We start from the raw sequence: 19,855 nt of genomic DNA, 5'->3' as shown, positions 1-19,855 counted from the left end.
CTCTTTTTGTAAAGCTATTATTTTTAAAGGTATGTATAATTATTTATATTGTGTTGCAGGTAGTTTAATCTGTATTCGTATTTAAACGGTATGCAAAGACAAGCATGTGCTTCATCTGCAGTCCGTTCTCTATAATAGGGTCAGCATAATTTTCCATAAAGAAGTTATGACGGATGTGATTCATTTCAAAACCATTGCGCATATAGAATCGATGCTGTTGAAAGCCTACATCCGCAGTACCAACCCAGATATGCAGTAAATTTTCTTCCTGTGCATGGGATTTTAAGAAAGACAGCATGTCGCTGCCCAGACCTTGCGCTTGGTACTGTGCTGTGATCGCAATATTTTTTAGTTCAACCGTATCTGAATTTATTTGTTTTACTGCCATGACTCCAACAATCTCGTTAGTTATTCGATGTACTAATGTAAAGATGGTACAGGTCGAAATATACTTGTCGATAGCTTCTTTCGTCTCATCTGCCAATAACAGTAAATCGTAAGGTATAGCTTCATCAGTTGAATGTTTTCTGATGATATAGTCCCGTTTCATTTAATAACTTAGTTTTAGTCCAGCGAAAAAATTTCGTGTTGGTGCGGCATTGTAATATCTATTCCCAAATGCATTAATGTCATTTCCTAAACTGTATTTTTCATTCAGTAGGTTATCCACTCCGAGGTATACATTTGCCATGAATTTAGTTGAAAATTTGAATCCCCATTGGATCTTTGCCTGAACCAGATGATAGGAATCTGCAAATGCTGTATTTGCATCATTTAGCGGAATTTTTGACGTATAATTATGTTGCACATGGAGACCAAGTTGATGGGCAAAATCTAGGTTTAAAGCATGAACAATAATCCAGTCCGGTACTGCAGTAAGTTTATTATCATCATAATTGTTATTCCCTATCTCATAATCTTTAAATCGGTAATGATTGTAGGTCACGCTCGAATTGATGTACAGCGCCTGCACCAACTTTTCTGAAGAAGGCTTTATAATGTACCCCATAATGGAACTCTCAATTCCACTTTGGTTTACCTTTCCAGCATTTTGGTAATATTCTACCGCATTTGCATTTAACTGGCGAATAATTGCATTATTCATTTTGTACTGATAGTAGGATATATCGGTAATAAAACGACGGTTCATCCATTCCCATCGTAATCCGATCTCTTTGTTGTAACCAGATTCAGGTTTCAGAGCTGTGTTGATGATATTGTCCGATGATCGGACTTCAGCAATTGTAGGAGCTGAGAATCCAGAGGAAATGGAACCTCGGATGGCTAGTTTTGGTGTAAGCAGATAGGATGCCGCAAACTTCGGCATCCACGTTGTTCCAAAAGAGATTCGTTCTTTTTGTTGCGAGGTTTGAGGATATACTTGTCTATAAGCAATTTGATTTTGGTTCAACCCAAGAGCACCCTCCACGGTCAATTTTTCTGCAAGAATAATTTTACCTCTTACAAAATAGAAATTCTGCCAATTTTCCAATTTATCTTCTGCTTGAGGATCTGTGGAAACTCCGTTTTTATTATCATAATTAGCAATATCATACCAACCTTTTTGACCTTCTGTACCAATTTGCAATTGCCAATTCAATTGATCCTGCGATTCGTAAGAAAAATAGCTTCGGTACCCTAAGTTTTGTTCATCTCGATATTCATAATTACTGATAAATGGATTTTCTATTTTTGATGATGAGCCAAAAATAGTGGTCGTATTGGATAGTTTATTACTTATGTTGATTTTATGGGATATTCCTCCGAAAAAGGTTTTATTATCAATCGCCGCTTTTTGTTGTTTAGCCGATGGTGTGGCTGGAGTAGCGGGACGTGCCATACGTGGGTTTTCCTGATATTGTTCTAGCGTAAGTCCTCCTGGTGTTTGATAATTCAAATCACTATAAAGGGCAAAGACTTTAAGACTTGCTTGTGGATGATAGTTCCATAGGTGTGCTGTTTGAATAGTTTTTTTATTTAAAGCCGAATTTTCTCGATAACCATCGGATCTTGTAAAACTTTGATCAAGGGAAAATTGATATTTTTGGTTGATCTGCTGTAGTATCGAAAGTTGTTGTTGTGCGAATCCAAAAGATCCACCAGCAAGGTTAAGTGAGGTTTTCGATAACGGACTATGTTGAAAGCCATTAGGTTTAATCATGAGTACACCTCCCGAGTTCGGTCCGAAAATAGATCCATCAGGACCTTTTAGAACTTCAATTTGCGAAATGGAAGCCGGATCAATAAGATTGAGGTAAGTATTCCCACCTGCGTCTGTTATTGGAAATTCATCGACATATATTTTCACATTACGGATACCAAAAGGAGAACGGATTAAACTACCACGAAGGGCCAAACGGTAGCTTCCTGGTGAGCGTTCTTCCATCCGTAAGCCCGGAACGGTATTCAAGCTCGGTAATAAAGTAGCTCCATTTTGACTAAGAATTGCTTTCTGCCCGACTATAGAAACAGATCCTGGTGTTGTTAATAGGGGCTGTTCTGTAAAATAGCCAGACACTTTTGCTGTTTCTAATTGATAGGATGTAATGGTATCTTTACTAACCTCCTGTGCATATAGAGAAGGTGAAAATAGTATTAATGCGTAGAAAGCAGATTTAAAAACAGACATATGATATTGGGGCTCAAAAACAATTTGCCCCTAAAATAATGAAAAACTTCAATTAAGCCTGCTTTTTAAAAGGTTTCATTTAATCCAAGGAATAGACCTCTTTGATGATACCCACCAAAAGCATAATCAATACATAAATTAGTGCGTGTGGCTTTATTAAACAGAATACGTAATCCTGCTCCTCCAGCAGCTCTCCAAGATTGAAATAATTTGCTGTCCATATCGTTATTGGTCGATTGGATATTAAAAAAGGTTGCTCCACTGATAAATTTATTACGAAGTATCGGGAACCGGTATTCTGCCTCATTATAGAAGTAAGATAAGCCTTTGAAAAACCCAAGCGTATAACCGCGCCCTGACCGTGCATAACTATCTTTGGCAGTTCCTGGTAGATCAAGATAAGGTAGTCTTCCTGCTATACGGTAAGATCCATAATTCCATAATGCAAGTACATGTTCAGGGTTTTCCTCAGAAAGACTAATGTATTTTCTAAAATCTGTGGTAAGCTGAATTGCATTCTTACTACTGCCCATCCACTCCTGGTTCATACGAATTCCAATATCCGAATAAATTCCTTTATACGCACGATTTGGATTATCACGTGTCATATACTGAACATTAAACAGAAGACCATTTGAATTGAATTTTTCAGGATCAAAACCATAACGTTTACTATAGACGTAATTTGGATTGTCATTGTTTTCGGTTGATGCTTTGATATTTCTGCGAATGTCAAATGCAAAACCAGCACCCAGAAAAAGATTATCTGAAACCCGTTTATAGAGCTTTTCATTGATGCTAAAGGATGTATACTTGTAGACAAACATGTTTTTGTCTGGGTTAGCAAGAATATCATCATCATTTTGTCCAGAAAAAGTTTTAGTCATTCCTAAGCCGGCATCTGGATTGACCATTTTTACAATAGCCCATCCTCCCTGGATATTCCATTTATTCTCTCTGGTATAGATGTTATGGCTTACGTAAAAAACCATAATACCTTTTGTTGTTACTGAAGCTGTTGATGCTGCTGTAGACATTGTGGTATTCGATTTATCTCCCAGTACAATGCCTGCAACTCCCTTTATTCCGATTTGAGCTCCAATAGTGGGATTTAAGGCCACACCAGGCATCAGGGTAATTCCAGAACGTTTTTTATTTGGGTTTCGCTCTCTTTTTGGATGAAGAATGTTGCGAAATAAATCGGATATATCATATTGATAAGAAGCGTTAGAATCAATTTTATGCTGCATATAGGTGGATTTTGATTCTAATCTAGAAGAGTCCGATACAATAGTGACCTGAGCAAGAACTGGGGTGATATGAGTTGCGAACAAAAGTAATAAGGAAACTAAAGTTATGTTAACAGCTTTAAAATGAGGTAAAGATCTTTTCATGTATCAAGTTTATATTGCAACATATGAGTATAAAATTTAACGTTTTAGTCATATAGATAGTATGCAAACTTAGATAAATTTGTTTGTATTTTTTTTATTTGGCACTCATGATTCTTATACAATTATCGATATCTCTTTGGTATCAAGAATTATTTTATTGAGGAAATACGGTTAAAAGTAAGACTTGCGATATTTTTTAGCCAGTAATTTTTAATATACGACACATCTCCTTGTTGTACGACGTTTAGGAACTGCTTATCTTTAGCAAAAAAAAGTACATGAAAATAAAGATTCTCTTCAGTCTGGTTTACATTGTCGTCTGTAACATATTCCTGCACGCTCAGGAATTATATACTCCTCGTCATATTAAGCAGGCTTATAAAAATGAAACGCGAAGTTTAACCGGTGCACCAGGTGCAAAATATTGGCAAAACAGAGCGCAATATCACATACAGGTAACGGTAAACCCAGAAACAAAAATTGTTTCTGGAAAAGAACGTATTCAATATGAGAACAATAGTCCTAATGCATTAAAAGATCTTGTTATTCATTTTGCTAATAATGTACATAAACCTACAGCCGCAAGAGCTGCGGACGTCAGTACAGATTTTCTCACTTCGGGACTGAAGTTGAAGTCGTTTAAAATAGATAATAAAGTGTATGTTATCGATAGTAAGGACTGGACTTCCGCCAATCGCATTAAGTTGAATAAACCTGTTGATCCCAAATCTTCTGTCACAGTCGAAATGGAATGGGAATATCCATTGTCATTATCCAGTGACCGTGAGGGGCAGATTGATCCTGGTACCTATTTCTGTGCGTATGCATACCCGCGTATAGCAGTTTATGATGATTATAATGGATGGGATGTCTTGGAACATAACGGCCGTCAGGAATTTTATAATGATTTCAATGATTATAAAGTTGAAATCCGCGTTCCAAAAAATTATGTAGTATGGGCTACAGGAAGTTTTCTAAACCCTGAAGAGGTACTGCAAACTGAAACATTAGACCGTTTTAAAAAATCTTTGATTTCGGACCAAGTGATTACGGTTGCAAATTTAAAAGAAATGGAGACACAAAAGGTGACAAAACAGCATGACTGGAACATCTGGAAGTTTGAAGCAGATCATATCGTTGATTTTTGTTTTGCTTTGAGTGATCATTATGTGTGGGATGCTTCTAGTGTTCAATTGAAAAGTAAAAGAGTAAGTGTTCAGGCGGCTTATCTGAATGGGACTAAGGATTTCGAGCAATATGTAGGTTGGGAGCGTTACTGTATTGACTGGTTCTCTAAAAATTGGCCAGGAGTAGAATATCCATTTCCAACGATGACTGCAATTCAAGGATTTGCGGATATGGAATACCCGATGATGGTCAATGATAGCAGTGTGCCGGATAACTTGATGGATGCTAGACAAACTGTAGACCATGAAATTGCCCATACTTATTTTCCTTTTTATATGGGAACTAATGAAACCCGTTATGCTTTTATGGATGAAGGTTGGGCTACAGCTTTGGAATTGCTTATTGGAATGGATGAAAATGGAGAGGAAGCTGCTAAGCAATTGTTTAAAGAATTTCGGGTAAAAGGATGGATTCAGGATCCTGCTACTGAACAAGATCAGCCATTGATTTCTTTGTCTTCACAATTGAGCGGTAAGGGTTATGGTAATAATGCCTATATCAAATCGGCATTATCTTATTTGGCACTGAAAGATTATCTAGGGGACGAAGCATTCAGAAAAGCTTTACATCATTATATGGATAATTGGAACGGGAAGCATCCGACTCCTTGGGATTATTTTTATTCTTTCAATACAGGATCTGGAAAAAATCTCAATTGGTTCTGGAATAACTGGTATTTTAGTAATCATTATATCGATCTGAAGGTGTCTAAGGTCAGTCAAAAAAATAAAACCATTAGTTTAGAGATTGAAAATAATGGTGGATTTGCAATTCCATTTGATGTGATATTGACTTATGTGGACGGTGAAAAAGAAAAAATTCATTTTACACCACAAGTTTGGGAGAGTAATCAGGCTGTTACTACATTAAAACTGAAAACTAAAGCAAAGGTGAAAGAAGTTGAGCTTGATAATGATATATTTATGGATTATACCAGTGAGGATAATCGAGTAACACTTTAATATTACTGTTTTGTAATCTCTGAGAAGATTTTGCATCTTACGGTTTGGGGCTGTTATTTCTCTTAAAAGCGGGAATAATAGTACTCAAACCGTTTTTTTGTGCTCTTATTTTCGATAAGGTTCTGAGATTTTTAGGGAAGAGAGCTGCTGCCTTTTATTGAAAAAGTAGACTATTTAGGTATTTGTAGATGACTAGGTATTTTTTTTCGATTTTCTTCTGGTGTTCTTAAATATCATACGGCGTAACTGAAAGAAACCCAGTGTCATTTTATGATTTGACCGAAGATAAGGTATGCTCATAATTACCAGTAATGATATGCACGCTGAAGTACCTAATGCACCGCCAAAACCATCAAAAAATTTACTGGTGTTGATATAGATTAGGCTGTATACAAGACCTGAAAGTGAAACTCCGATAAATGTAGACAATTGATTGCTCGAAACCATACCAACAAAAGAAGAACCTATAAAAATCAGTGGAATATGATTGACTAATTCTTTTGGAATATAAGAAGGAAAAAAGTGGACAAATCCAGCAACAATGCTGGTCAATAGGGATGAGGATAATACACCTCCAAGTTTCAGCTTATTATTAAAATAATAAGTGAGTAAACTTCCGAAAATTCCTGTAAATATGAGAATCGCTGTAAATATCATTATCTAGAAAATAAAAATAGAATCAAGTAGGTAATGGTAACTCCGGCAAAAGCCAATGTTCCAAGTTTTCCGCCAATTCCGTTCAACAAACTTTTTGATATGATCAGCAGAATAGCCGTACAGATACTGGCTGCGAGAATGAAATAAATATCATGAGCTACTTTGGTATTGGACATACCTACGAATGCACCGCAATAAATAGCAGGAGGTAGATGGGGCAGATAACTTGACTTTTTGTTTAGGTACGGAATTAAGGCGCCGGTGAGCCCTACTAAACTTGCTGAAAATACCGAACCTAATCCAAATGCGTGATTTAAAAAATAACAACTTATTGCACCAATTGGAACCCATACGGCAATATAAACTTTTTCAAACGCTAATTTATTATGATGAACTGGTGACTTAAAAAAGGAGAAAAGTAATAAGAATGAAATTAGAATGATGAAGAATGATAGGGCAATAGTTGAGTTATTTTCCTTAAAGATTGCTAATAAAAATAATAATTGTATTACGAAAAGTAATAATAAAGAGGTATAACGAATAACTCTATTTGATGAGATTTTTGACATTATTGTGCAAAATTACAAAGAAAATTGGGAAAAAAACATAAAAATTGAACTATTTTGAGATGAGTGAAATTGATTATATAAGTTTTCTGTCGGTTTTTTTATGTGATTGTGCAATAAATATTTCTATATTTAGCCTCACATTTTTATATCAAAATCTAATTAATCTTAACTAATGAATACTATTTTAAGTACGAAGGATTATATTGTATTTTTTGTATACTTTATAATTGTTGCTTCATATGGTTTGTGGATCTACTACAAAAAGAAGTCAGCGTCAGAAGGAGCAAAGGATTATTTCTTGGCTGAAGGATCATTGACATGGTGGGCTATTGGTGCCTCCTTGATCGCTTCAAATATTTCTGCCGAACAATTCATTGGAATGAGCGGTTCGGGCTTTAAAATGGGACTTGCAATCGCAGCATATGAATGGATGGCCTCCATAACCCTGATTGTTGTAGCCATATTCTTTATGCCGGTCTATCTTAAGAATAAGATTTTTACCATGCCTCAGTTTTTAAACCAACGCTATAATAGTACTGTAGCGATGATCATGGCTGTATTTTGGTTAATGCTTTATATCGTGGTCAACTTAATGTCGATCTTATATCTTGGAGCTGTCGCTATCAGTGGTATTTCTGGTTTAGATTTGACTTTATGTATTATGTTATTGGCTGTTTTTGCTATCATCATCACATTAGGTGGTATGAAAGTTATTGGGTATACAGACGTTATTCAGGTATTTTTCTTAGTATTAGGAGGTTTGGTAGCTACCTACTTAGCACTTAATATCATTTCAGATGGTAATGGTGTTTTAGCTGGTTTTACCACTTTGCATAATGATGCTCCTGAGCATTTCCATATGATATTCAAAACCGACAACCCTAATTATATGGACTTACCTGGTATCAGTGTTCTGATCGGGGGTATGTGGATAGCCAATTTAAGCTACTGGGGATGTAATCAGTATATTACACAGCGTGCATTGGGAGCTTCTTTGCCAACAGCAAGAAATGGTCTATTGTTTGCCGCATTTTTAAAACTCTTGATGCCAGTGATTGTTGTGATCCCAGGTATTGCTGTTTACTATATTGTAAATAAAAATTTAGGTGCTATTGATGCATCAAGCTTATTGACCTCAACTGGAGCACAGGATCCAAATAAAGCATATCCAGCGCTCTTAACTCTTTTGCCTGCAGGCTTAAAAGGTCTTTCATTTGCCGCATTGACTGCTGCAATCGTCGCTTCTTTAGCGGGGAAAGCAAACAGTATTGCGACCATTTTTACGTTAGATATTTACCAAAAAGCAATTAATAAAACTGCTTCTGAAAAGAATTTGGTTAATGTTGGAAAAATAGCTGTTATTGTTTCCATGATTTTAGGAACAGGATTGGCACTTATTTTAGGTGAATCGCTAATGGGAGAAGGAAAACAGGGATTCCAATACATTCAAGAGTATACAGGATTCGTTTCTCCGGGTATTTTTGCGATGTTTATTCTCGGGTTCTTTTGGAAAAAAACAACATCAAATGCAGCGATGTTCGCAACGATTGGAGGCTTTATTTTATCTGTACTATTCAAAAAGTTGCCAGATATGATGGACCTTTCTTTCTTATCAAGCACCGGATTCTCTGTGCTGAATCCAACAACAGGTATTTATGAAATTCCATTTATAGACAGGATGAGTTTTGTATTTATCATCTGTGTGATCTTCATGGTAATCATTAGTTTGATTGATAACAAACGTGGTATTGTCCCTAAAGGATTAGAAATTGATGCAAAAATGTTTAAATCTCACAATGGTTTTGTTATTGGATCATTATTAGTACTCATGATTGTGGTTGCCCTATATTCAATTTATTGGTAAGAACTACGTGTGCACTATAATACAAGAAAAGGCACCCAATAGGGTGCCTTTTCTTGTATGCATTATTTTTTATTAATTTATAGCAATCGAGAAATCTTAATAGTAGTGGGATTGAAGCCATGTAGACATTTGATTTGATCGCATTTTTTTACATGCACTATTTATATAAAATGCATGCTATATTAAAATTTGTTAGATAATGACATTTTAAAAAAAAATATAAGTCTAGTCGTCAACTTTCACAACATGTTGTCAACTTCATGTTGTCTGTTTTTCATATTTGTAACGGCTTATGTAAAGATGGTGAACGGCTAGTATCTTATGATTTTTCCGACCTACTTGTCTGGCAAGTAGAACTGATAGAGAAATCTTCATGACTTATTTATTCTTGATACAATAAATTTAAGTGAGTTTTTTTGCTCTATGATAGATGCATGTTCTTGTTTATTTGTGAATGTAGTAGGTCGGTTTTTTATTTTCAATTTTTTATAGGGAAGTCAAGTGATTTGGGAACATACTTAGTATAGCTAAAGCTTTTAATTACACGAAAAACTTATAAACATATAATAAGAATGAAAACATTAAGGCAAGATCGTTTTAAAACTCGTGTCATGAAGGAGTTTCAAACTCATAATCGGGAACAACCTTTAAAAAGCATTTTAAAAGTAAAACCTCCGGAACAATACTATGCACAGTTTACATCTCCTTTAAAAGGACTTGATTCTTACAGTGCTGTTGTGCGCGATGAAAAAGCCGATATACTTCGAATCTCATTAGTCAATATGGCGATTTATGAATTTTACTTGTTTGCGTTTGGTTTATCGGCAAATTTTCCTGTCTCACGTATTTTTATCTATGATGATAATCGGTGTCAGTATTTACATACTCAGGATTGTGGAGACTCCGCATTATGGAGGGAGAAGTATTTGTATTGCTATGAAATTACTTTACCTGCGGCAACTGAAAGAGAGGAGTATCAGCAGCGTATTTTAAATGATTTGGACAGTATGTTTCAGCTGGAGGTGAAAATCGAAAAAGAGCATGTTGTATCTGATATTTATTATAATGAAAAACTGGGTTGTCCAGTAGCAACAAGCTGGCATGAACAGACTGTGATGACAATAAAACCTAAGAACGTATTATGTTCATGATTCTTTAATGAAGTCTGTTTTATGATGAAAAAATTACGTGAATAAAAAAAGCACATAGATGAATATGTGCTTTTTTTATACGGTGTATAAATCTGTTTTTATCTCTGACCAGGTAAATAGATTTGGAATCCAAGTCCTACTCCTAAACCAGAAGACTTCTCACCTAAGTTAACGTTCGATTTGGTATAGTTATAACCGACAGTAGCCTCAAGTGCAACTGTTCTTGTAATAAAGTGTGCATAACCAAGATTTGCTCCTAAAGCTAAGGAAGCACCTTTTCCAACTGAACTACCTGCGATACCAATATCACCTTGTCCGAAGAAACGTCCTGACGAAGATGAACCTTCTGGGAAATAATATCTGACAAAAGGTGCAATACCATAATTCCATTCGTTATCATGATCTTTTACAGCAATAAATCCTAAGTTAGCTTGAGCTCCGATCGCGATACCATCAGAAACAAAATAACCAGCTCGAGGTTGTACGTTGATATTAAATGCTTTTCCTTCAAAACTATAACCAAGATTTGCTAAGGAACCACCAACCATCCAGTTACCTTTTTTTATTGGGGCAGTTCCAACATCTGCTGAACTTTGTGGAACAGTTTCGATTTTTTGTGCATTTGCGCCGAAAGCTATTCCCCCCATAATTGTAAGTAGTAATGCTAATTTCTTCATGATTCGTAAGTTTTCTATATAATTAACGATTGTTGTTTATTATATAACAGTAAACGAAATCAAAAGTTTTCTTTTTTTTGCTTGTAACTTACAATTAAGATCAGAAATTAATTATTTTTAATTTTTAGCTGTTAAATTTTCTGTTTTAAATTGCTTTTAAAAGAGCAGCAACGAATTTAAGTGGTTATTGTATTATTGTTTTTACGATTTGAGAAATGTGGGTAAAACTTGGAGGAAGTTCAATTAATTGAAAATTTCTAAAATGTATTTCCGAACCTTCAGATTCAAGACATAGGTACCCTTTCTTGATAGTCGAATTGCGAATACCATTGACAAATTTTCCGTTCACAGCTAGTTTAATTGTACCGTCCACGCAGATGATCGTATATTTATTCCATTCCCCTTTCCCTTTAGCCCGATTCTCTATCGCTTTACTTCTTGTACCGCGTGGATTATCTGGTATTGTTTCCACACCGCCCACACCAAATAATTCGCCATGAACGTAAGCGATTGGCGGAACAACACCGTCTTTGGTATTCTGTTTTACCCAATCCAATTCCAGCATCTGCACTTCAACTCCTCCTGGAAGTCTTCCTATGGAATCGGGCTCTGCATCCGACCATACAAAGATACCCGAGTTACCTCCTGCATAGATATGCTTCCATTCGACATGGATAATAAAGTTTTCATATAGTTTTTCAGACCGCATGACACCAATAGGAAGCCCTGTACATATTAGTGATTTTCTATTTAAACGCCAAGTATCTTTGGCTGTGTTTACATTTAGCCAGTTGATTGAATTTTTCGTGGGCTTTTTTGATAAAAGTAGATCCTCAAGTTGTACTTCTTCGCCAAAAGATAAGGTTATTTTTTGAGCGTAGTTATGCTGGCATAAAGCGAGCAAAAGAAAAAATAAACCGATAGTTTTAAGGTTCATATTGATGTAGTGAAACGGTTTGAAAAAGGTTAAATAAGGGTTATGATTAAAATACTGCGTACAAGCAAACTTAAATAAATTTGTAGTACTAAGCAATATAATTATAGCCGATTCTATTGCTCATCATCTGACCCAGTGGATATGCAGGTTGTCTCAGTATTTAGCCTTTTTAATTATTTTATCGATGTTTTTTTTATTATAAAACTTTTGATAATCAATATTTTGGAGGGTGTTGTTGAGAGTGTGTATTTTGAACATTTACATGAAAAATGATCATTAAAGATGGTGATCAAGACCATTATTTTTCTTATCTTTAGCAATAAGGGAACTTTTTTCAGTACGATAATATAGGAGAAAATTTCTTGGACATTAAACAATAAAAAGTTTAATGCATCTGCTCGGCTATCGGGCTCATTTATAATATCCAATTATATGATAAAAACTCCAGGGCTTCTTTTCAGAGAAGCGATGCAACAGGAAAAACCATTACAGGTGGTTGGAACTATCAACGCGAACCATGCTCTGCTAGCTCAGCAAGCAGGTTTTCAGGCCATTTATTTATCGGGAGGAGGAGTTGCCGCGGGTTCTTTGGGAATTCCTGATCTTGGTATTACCACGCTTGAAGATGTACTGGTTGATGTGCAGCGTATTACGAACGTTTGTCCAGTCCCTTTATTGGTCGATATCGATACCGGATTCGGACCCTCGGCATTTAATATAGCACGTACGATTCAGTCTTTGATCAAGGCTGGTGCCGCAGCTGTTCACATGGAGGACCAGGTGGGAGCAAAACGTTGTGGACATCGACCAGGAAAAGAATTGGTATCTAAGACAGAGATGGTGGACCGTATTAAAGCAGCTGTGGATGCACGTACGGATAATACATTTGTAGTCGGCGCCCGTACAGATGCTTTAGCATCCGAAGGTTTAGAGGCGGCTTTAGATCGAGCTATCGCTTATAAAGAGGCTGGAGCTGATTTTATTTTTGCAGAGGCTGTTCATGAACTGGACCAATATAGACGATTTCGTGATGCAACCCAATTGCCTGTTTTAGCAAATATTACAGAGTTTGGTCAAACGCCAATGTTTACTCGAGATGAATTACATCAAGTAGGAGTTTCAATAATTTTATATCCGCTCTCTGCTTTTCGAGCAGCTAATAAAGCGGCTGAAAATGTATATCAGCATATTCGAAAAGATGGTACGCAAGCTGGCGTTCTGGTAGGTATGCAAACCCGTGAAGAACTTTATCGTAGCATTAATTATTATGCATATGAAAATAAACTAGATCAATTGTTCAATACTAAGCATGATGACAGAAACAAATGAAATGGGTTTTAAACCCAAGAAAAGCGTCGCATTATCTGGTGTTGCCGCAGGCAATACAGCATTAAGCACCGTCGGAAAAAGTGGTAATGACTTACATTATCGAGGTTATGATATTTTGGAACTTGCAGATCAGGCTAGTTTTGAAGAAGTAGCCTATTTATTGATCTATGGAAATTTACCGACTAAATCGCAATTGACCACTTATCAGGCACAATTAATAAGTCAACGTGGATTACCGATCGCGATACAGAAAGTTTTAAAACAATTGCCGACAACTGCTCATGCAATGGATGTTCTTCGAACTTATGTTTCAGTATTTGGGAGTATTCAACCTGAAAAGGAAAGTCATCCAAGTGCTGGTGCGCGCGATATTGCCAACCGTTTAATGGCCTCTATGGCTTCTGCTTTATTGTATTGGTATCATTTTAGCCAACATGGCCGAGAAATTGATGTCGAAACTACCGATGGAACTTTGGGTGCGCATTTTTTGCACTTGTTGCATGGCACGCCGCCATCTGCATCTTGGATAAGAGCCATGCAGGTGTCTCTTAATCTGTATGCTGAACATGAGTTTAACGCATCTACTTTTGCCGCCCGTGTTATTGCAGGTACTGGATCGGATCTTTATTCTTGTATTGCAGGAGCTATTGGTGCCCTGCGGGGACCAAAACATGGTGGTGCTAATGAAGTAGCCTTTGAAATACAGAGTCGTTATGCCAATGCTGATGAAGCGGAGGCTGATATTCGTAAGCGGTTAGCGAATAAAGAGGTTATTATTGGATTTGGTCATCCTGTTTATACCATTTCAGATCCGCGTAACCAGGTTATTAAGCGTATTGCTAGGGAGCTATCGGAGGAAGCGGGCGATATGACACTATATTCCATTGCCGAGCGTTTGGAATCTGTGATGTGGGAAGAAAAGAAAATGTTTCCCAATTTAGACTGGTATTCGGCCGTTTCATATCATATAATGGGTATCCCGACAGAAATGTTTACCCCTTTATTTGTACTGTCACGGATAACAGGATGGTCGGCACATGTATTTGAACAGCGTCAGGACGGGAAGATCATTCGACCTAGTGCTCACTATATCGGACCAGAAAATAGACCTTATATTCCTATTTCTGAAAGGTAATGTGAGAAAATATACAAATGAACACAACAATTGAAATTTAATATTTACGAATAGTTTTTTAGAAAAAATGGCATCACAAATTTCGAATGAACGACCACCGGTTGATCAGGTCTTGGCTGATATTGCAGATTATGTACTTCAATATAAGATTGAAAGCAAAGTTGCATGGAGAACTGCATTTTACTGTTTTTTGGATACATTAGGATGCGGTTTTGAAGCGCTCACTTACCCTGCCTGTACAAAATTGTTAGGTCCGGTGGTATCTGGTACCATTGTGCCAAACGGTGCGAAAGTTCCTGGAACAAACTACCAATTAGATCCGATACAGGCTGCTTTTAATATCGGTACAATTGTGCGCTGGTTGGATTTTAATGATACTTGGCTTGCGGCAGAATGGGGACATCCTTCGGATAACTTAGGAGGCATTTTAGCAACGGCTGATTGGTTGAGTAGAACCCGTATTGCTATGGGTGAAAAACCTTTAAAAGCAAGGGAAGTCTTGGAAGCAATGATCATGGCACATGAGATTCAGGGTGTTCTTGCTTTGGAAAATTCTTTTAATAAAGTGGGCTTAGATCACGTCATTCTTGTTAAAGTAGCTTCCACAGCTGTGGTTGGTAAATTGTTGGGATTAAGTCGTGATGAATTGATCAATGCTGTTTCACTGGCATTTGTTGATGGGCAGGCACTGCGAACATATCGTCATGCACCCAATACAGGTAGCCGTAAATCTTGGGCAGCAGGCGATGCAACATCACGTGCTGTAAAGTTAGCATTGATAGCCAAGACAGGGGAAATGGGATATCCTTCAGTATTAACGGCTCCAGTGTGGGGATTTTATGATGTTTCGTTCAAAGGAAAGGAATTCCAATTTCAGCGAGCTTATGGTTCTTATGTGATGGAAAATGTTTTATTTAAGATTTCTTTTCCTGCTGAATTCCATTCTCAGACAGCCGTTGAGGCCGCCATGTTGCTGCATGATCAACTTAAAGCAATAGGGAAAACTGTTGAGTCTATTAAGCATATAGAAATTAGGACCCATGAAGCTGCTATTCGCATTATTGATAAAAAGGGGCCACTTCATAATCCTGCTGATCGAGATCATTGTATACAATATATGATTGCGGTACCTTTGATCTATGGCCGATTGACAGCAGAAGATTATGAAGATCGGATAGCTATGGATCCTCGAATTGATGTTTTGCGTGATAAAATGAATTGTATCGAAGATTCTAAATTAACAGAAGATTATCATGATCCTGAAAAAAGGGCAATTGCAAATGGATTGACGATTACATTAAATGATGGAACAAAGCTCTCTGAAATTTTGGTTGAATATCCAATAGGGCATCCACGCCGCCGCGATGAAGGTATTCCTAAACTGATTGAAAAATACAGGATTAATTTGGCCCGCATATTTGCAGATAAACAACAGAAACAAATCTTAAATGCAACATTGGATTACGATACTTTTATCGATATGGATGTTAATCAGTTAGTTGATTTGATGGTGAAATAAAGTTAGTTAGTTAGTTAGTTAGTTAGTTAGTTAGTTAGTTAGTTAGTTAGTTAGTTAGTTAGTTAGTTAGTTAGAGAAGGTTTTCATAAAAGTTTTTTTAAAACCTTTATGAAAACCTTTTTTGAATTTATAAATTTTGTTTTTGGATAGGCCAGTTGGATTGAAGGCCTAAATAAAAGGTGAAATTTTCTGCGGCGAGCTGATGTAATGAGGTTGGAATCATCCATTGTTCACCTAGTCGCTCAAAACGCTGACAGTCTTTTACAAATTTTTGGAGTCCAACTTGGTCTATATGACCAAAGACACCGCCAGTATGAATGGGATAGCCAATCCCTAAGGTAGCGCCGATATCGCCATCGATCGGCCTGTCGAGTATCCCTTCTATTAAGCATCGGTAACTATCCAATGCCATAACATGTAATAATCGATCCTGAATGTTGATGGTTTCGGGCAATGTAGTTAAGGTCGGTAAATTCGAATCTTGCCAAATTGTTTTTTTTCCAGATGCAATTTCATAGTCATAAAAACCTCGATTGGATTTTCGTCCATTTCGTCCACTATCCACAAGTTTTTTTAAGTAATCATAACATCGCCTCTGGCTTGGATGTAGATGGGGTAGCTGGTCGTATACATGCAGCATAAGCGATAGCGAAATTTCATCAAGAACTGCCAAAGGACCAACAGCAAAACCAGCATTTATTGCCTGTTCATCAATGAGAGATGCAGGAATACCTTCCAACAGCATCGTCACTGCCTCCAGTAGGTAGTTGAAAAAAATACGGGAAGTAAAGAATGCAGGGCCATCATGTACAACAATTGGAATCTTTCCCAGTTGACGGACTACTTGTAGAGCCTTAGACAGGGTTTGTTTACTTGTCTGATTCCCGCGTATGATTTCTACTAAAGCCATTCGATCTACAGGTGAAAAAAAATGCATTCCAATAAAGTTTTCTGGTTTCGGACTTACTAAAGCCAATTCACTGATGGGTAATGATGTGGTATTCGAAGCAAAAAAACCATTATTATTTAGGAAAGGAAGTGTTTCAGTACTGACAGCCGCCTTAAGATTTTTGTCTTCAAACACAGCTTCGATAATGAGATCAACTTCTCCAAAATCTTTTGTCTGATCTGTAGGGGAGATTCGGGAGAGGAGAGCCTGTCTTTTTTCTTCATTCATTTTTCCCAGTTCCACCCATTTTGCTGATACTTTTTCTGCATATTTTTTTCCTTGCTCTGCTTGTTGTAAAGTCACATCTTTCAAGATAATATCAATTCCTGATCGGGCAGCTTCGAATGCAATTCCAGATCCCATCATTCCAGCGCCTAATATTGCCATCCTTTGTAACTCGAAAGGGGTATGGACTAATGGATCTGTAGCTTTTGTAGCTTCATTTATACCGAAGTACTGGGTCCGGATGATACTGCAGGTAATAGGATCGCGCAGGGTCTGGATAAAATACGCTATTTCAATACGGAGTGCTTCTTGTTTTGAAAGATTGTGTTTTTGATAAATAACTGCCATACAGTTGTCTATATTTGGCTTAATTCCTAGGTTACGTTTTTTGATGGGTACGGTAAGATTATCCCATTGTGCTCCATCCCATGGTGGAGTTGGTTTCCGAGCCTGTTCATGCACATGTTCTAAGATCCATGTTTTGGCAAGAAAGATTGCATGATCTATATTTGAAGAAATGAGATCGATTAAACCTATTTCTTTAGCTTTTTGTGCTGTGATTATTTTAGCCTGTAGCACCAATGGAAGAGCATCTTGTGCATCAAGTATCTCTGTTATTTGTATCGTGGCACCAAACCCTGGAAATAATCCATAGTTGACTTCTGGAAATCCTATTTTTATCTGCTCAAGGGCAATCCGGCAGTGTGCCCATAGTTGTGTCGAAAGCTGTAAACTCATACAATCACTGTCCATTAGACCGACAATTGGTTTCTTTTGTTGGTTAAGCTCATTAAAATTTGACAGGAGTGATTTCAAACGTAGCTTAAATGAATTTTCATCTGATGCTTGTTGAAGTAAAATATCATAGTTAATAGCTTGGCCTATAAGTGGATTTTTGAATATTATTCCTTTTACTTCAGTGAGATCAATCTGATCACGGATGATGGTCACAAATTCTTCTAATCGCTCTAAATCATTTCCATGGATAGTTTCTGTAGAAATTAAGGGGCTAATCAATACGACTCCCTGTTCATCTCTTTCACTTAAGAAATAAGTAAAATATGTAGGATTAATTTTCTGCATTTTTTTAAGTGTTATATTCCCTTATGGGGAGTTGCAGTATAGAGTTTAATTAATTAGAAGAAATTGTTTTATCGGACTTGGATTGATAATTGACTTTATCAATTGTCATTTTAGCAATAATTTCCAACATGATTTCAGATGTTCCCCCGATAATGGTACCGACTCTTATATCACGGTACAGACGGGCTATTTTGAAATCTTCTGTAAAGGCATAACCACCAAAAAGTTGAAAACATTGGCTTACAATACGAACCGCAAGCTCACTCGCCTGTAGTTTCGCAATCGAACATTCTTTAACCGCATATTTTCCAAGTTGTTGCAAATCGCAACAAGCATATATAAATGCTTTTGTTGTAGCGATATCTGCAACCATTTGTGCGACGCGATGTCTTACTACTTGGAAATCTTGCAGTTTATGCTTAAATACTTCACGTTTGTTAATATATTCTAGGGTATACTGTAAGGCAGAATCTGCTGTAGCAATGCTATGGATTGCTGCGGTCAGGCGTTCCAGCTGTAGTCCGTCCATCAGGTAACTAAAACCTGCACCTTCTTCACCTATTAAATGTGAAATGGGGACTTTTACCTGATCAAAACCCAATTCTGCTGTATCAGAAGCATGCCAGCCCATTTTATTGATTTTGGTTGCAGTTACTCCTGAAGCATGACGGTCGATCAAGAGCAAACTGATACCTTTACTACCTTTGGTCGGATCGGTTTTAACAGCAGTAATAAAAAAATCGCCATAGTAACCATTGGTGATAAAGGTTTTCGAACCGTTAACAATGTAATAATCACCTTCCCGGATAGCAGTTGTTTGGATTTTTTGTACATCAGATCCAGCACCTGGTTCTGTAATAGCTACTGCACTGACCAAATCTCCAGCAATAACACCTTTTAAATATTTTTCTTTTAATTCTTCAGAGGCATACTTGAGTAAGTATGGGGCTGACATATATTGAATGACTAATGCTGTTATCGTGAATCCTCCCGAAAAGCACTGAGAGAGCTCTTCGCACAGAATCATGGAATAATAAAAATCAAGGTCGAGCCCCCCATAAACTTCAGGATAGTTGAGTCCTGTAAAGCCCATGTCACCCATTTTTTTCCAAATGGCACGATCTATTTTACCTTCTTCTTCCCATTGGTCAATATAAGGCAGGATCTCTTTACGGATAAATGCTTTTAAACTTTCGCGAAATACGTGGTGCTCAACTGTCAATTGTGTTGCTTGCATATGCTATCAAGTTTTATTGGTTATATTTTCTCTTTTGGATTTGGTGATCCAAATAAGTTGAAGCTAATTTAAATTAAAAAGCTGACGTTTCCATTTATTTGAAAGTTAATTTTTATGGTAACTTGTTTTTATGGGAGACTGTTCGCTTGTTTTAAGTGTTTTAGGCTCATTTATAAGCTTATTAAAGATTTCTGTTTAACCGATTCATTTACTGTTTACTATTTTTTGTACCTTTAAATATAACTTTATGATAACGCTCTACTGTTTGTTTTCTTCGTAGGTCAATTGGGATTCGCAGTTCGGGGGAAACCGGATCTGACTTCTAGATAAAACAAGGTAGTAGCATAGAT

The 19,855-nt window shown here is 36.8% G+C and carries 15 protein-coding genes; 6 read left to right on the top strand and 9 right to left on the bottom strand.

Going from position 1 to position 19,855, the window contains the following annotated elements; translation table 11 throughout:
• Positions 1-64 precede the first annotated feature (64 nt).
• From M2265_RS10005 to M2265_RS09995, 3 genes are all read right to left on the bottom strand, one after another.
• Positions 65-550, bottom strand: coding sequence for a GNAT family N-acetyltransferase (locus M2265_RS10005; RefSeq protein WP_132771883.1), 486 nt, complete (start codon positions 548-550; stop codon positions 65-67).
• Positions 551-2,629 carry a TonB-dependent receptor gene (locus M2265_RS10000; protein WP_132771882.1) on the bottom strand — a complete coding sequence of 693 codons (2,079 nt, stop codon included), beginning with the start codon at positions 2,627-2,629 and terminating at the stop codon, positions 551-553.
• A 65-nt stretch (positions 2,630-2,694) separates the two neighbouring features.
• Complete coding sequence (locus M2265_RS09995) at positions 2,695-4,023, bottom strand: BamA/TamA family outer membrane protein (protein WP_132771881.1); 1,329 nt, start codon at positions 4,021-4,023, stop codon at positions 2,695-2,697.
• A gap of 278 nt (positions 4,024-4,301) precedes the next feature.
• Between M2265_RS09995 and M2265_RS09990 the strand changes: the two genes are divergently transcribed.
• Positions 4,302-6,173, top strand: a complete 1,872-nt coding sequence (locus M2265_RS09990; protein ID WP_132771880.1) for a M1 family metallopeptidase — start codon at positions 4,302-4,304, stop codon at positions 6,171-6,173.
• A gap of 192 nt (positions 6,174-6,365) precedes the next feature.
• Here the strand turns inward: M2265_RS09990 and M2265_RS09985 are convergent, their stop codons facing one another.
• Both M2265_RS09985 and M2265_RS09980 read right to left on the bottom strand, forming a co-directional pair.
• Positions 6,366-6,830 carry a hypothetical protein gene (locus M2265_RS09985; protein ID WP_206368659.1) on the bottom strand — a complete coding sequence of 155 codons (465 nt, stop codon included), beginning with the start codon at positions 6,828-6,830 and terminating at the stop codon, positions 6,366-6,368.
• Entirely contained in the window at positions 6,830-7,399 is a 570-nt protein-coding gene (locus M2265_RS09980) for a hypothetical protein (protein WP_206368662.1), read from the bottom strand. The genes M2265_RS09985 and M2265_RS09980 overlap by 1 nt, the downstream gene beginning before the upstream one ends.
• A 172-nt stretch (positions 7,400-7,571) precedes the next feature.
• On the opposite strand from M2265_RS09980, the gene M2265_RS09975 reads away from it, so the two are divergent.
• Both M2265_RS09975 and M2265_RS09970 read left to right on the top strand, forming a co-directional pair.
• Positions 7,572-9,263 carry a sodium/sugar symporter gene (locus M2265_RS09975; RefSeq protein ID WP_132771878.1) on the top strand — a complete coding sequence of 564 codons (1,692 nt, stop codon included), beginning with the start codon at positions 7,572-7,574 and terminating at the stop codon, positions 9,261-9,263.
• 572 nt (positions 9,264-9,835) lie between these two features.
• Positions 9,836-10,414: a hypothetical protein gene (locus tag M2265_RS09970; RefSeq protein WP_021190910.1), complete on the top strand. Its 579-nt coding sequence runs from the start codon at positions 9,836-9,838 to the stop codon at positions 10,412-10,414.
• A 98-nt stretch (positions 10,415-10,512) separates the two neighbouring features.
• On the opposite strand, the gene M2265_RS09965 is transcribed toward M2265_RS09970, so the two are convergent.
• Both M2265_RS09965 and M2265_RS09960 read right to left on the bottom strand, forming a co-directional pair.
• The gene (locus M2265_RS09965) at positions 10,513-11,091 is read right to left on the bottom strand and encodes a hypothetical protein (RefSeq protein ID WP_021190911.1); all 579 of its coding nucleotides are present in this window, start codon (positions 11,089-11,091) and stop codon (positions 10,513-10,515) included.
• A gap of 184 nt (positions 11,092-11,275) precedes the next feature.
• The gene (locus M2265_RS09960) at positions 11,276-12,028 is read right to left on the bottom strand and encodes a DUF1080 domain-containing protein (protein ID WP_132771877.1); all 753 of its coding nucleotides are present in this window, start codon (positions 12,026-12,028) and stop codon (positions 11,276-11,278) included.
• Between the two features lie 432 nt (positions 12,029-12,460).
• On the opposite strand from M2265_RS09960, the gene prpB reads away from it, so the two are divergent.
• From prpB to M2265_RS09945, 3 genes are all read left to right on the top strand, one after another.
• Complete coding sequence (gene prpB, locus M2265_RS09955; RefSeq protein WP_132771876.1) at positions 12,461-13,357, top strand: methylisocitrate lyase; 897 nt, start codon at positions 12,461-12,463, stop codon at positions 13,355-13,357.
• Positions 13,338-14,492 (top strand): 2-methylcitrate synthase, encoded by a 1,155-nt coding sequence (prpC, locus tag M2265_RS09950; RefSeq protein ID WP_021190915.1) that lies wholly within the window; start codon positions 13,338-13,340, stop codon positions 14,490-14,492. The genes prpB and prpC overlap by 20 nt, the downstream gene beginning before the upstream one ends.
• Before the next feature lie 67 nt (positions 14,493-14,559).
• A complete protein-coding gene (locus M2265_RS09945; RefSeq protein ID WP_132771875.1) occupies positions 14,560-16,011 on the top strand; it encodes a bifunctional 2-methylcitrate dehydratase/aconitate hydratase in 1,452 nt (483 codons plus the stop codon).
• 127 nt (positions 16,012-16,138) lie between these two features.
• On the opposite strand, the gene M2265_RS09940 is transcribed toward M2265_RS09945, so the two are convergent.
• Positions 16,139-18,268, bottom strand: coding sequence for a 3-hydroxyacyl-CoA dehydrogenase NAD-binding domain-containing protein (locus M2265_RS09940; protein ID WP_132771874.1), 2,130 nt, complete (start codon positions 18,266-18,268; stop codon positions 16,139-16,141).
• Between the two features lie 49 nt (positions 18,269-18,317).
• Positions 18,318-19,505, bottom strand: coding sequence for an acyl-CoA dehydrogenase family protein (locus tag M2265_RS09935; protein ID WP_132771873.1), 1,188 nt, complete (start codon positions 19,503-19,505; stop codon positions 18,318-18,320).
• Positions 19,506-19,855 lie beyond the last annotated feature (350 nt).

This window comes from Sphingobacterium kitahiroshimense, from assembly GCF_025961315.1.
Lineage (GTDB): Bacteria > Bacteroidota > Bacteroidia > Sphingobacteriales > Sphingobacteriaceae > Sphingobacterium > Sphingobacterium anhuiense.
This window is presented reverse-complemented; position numbering and strand designations above follow the sequence as displayed.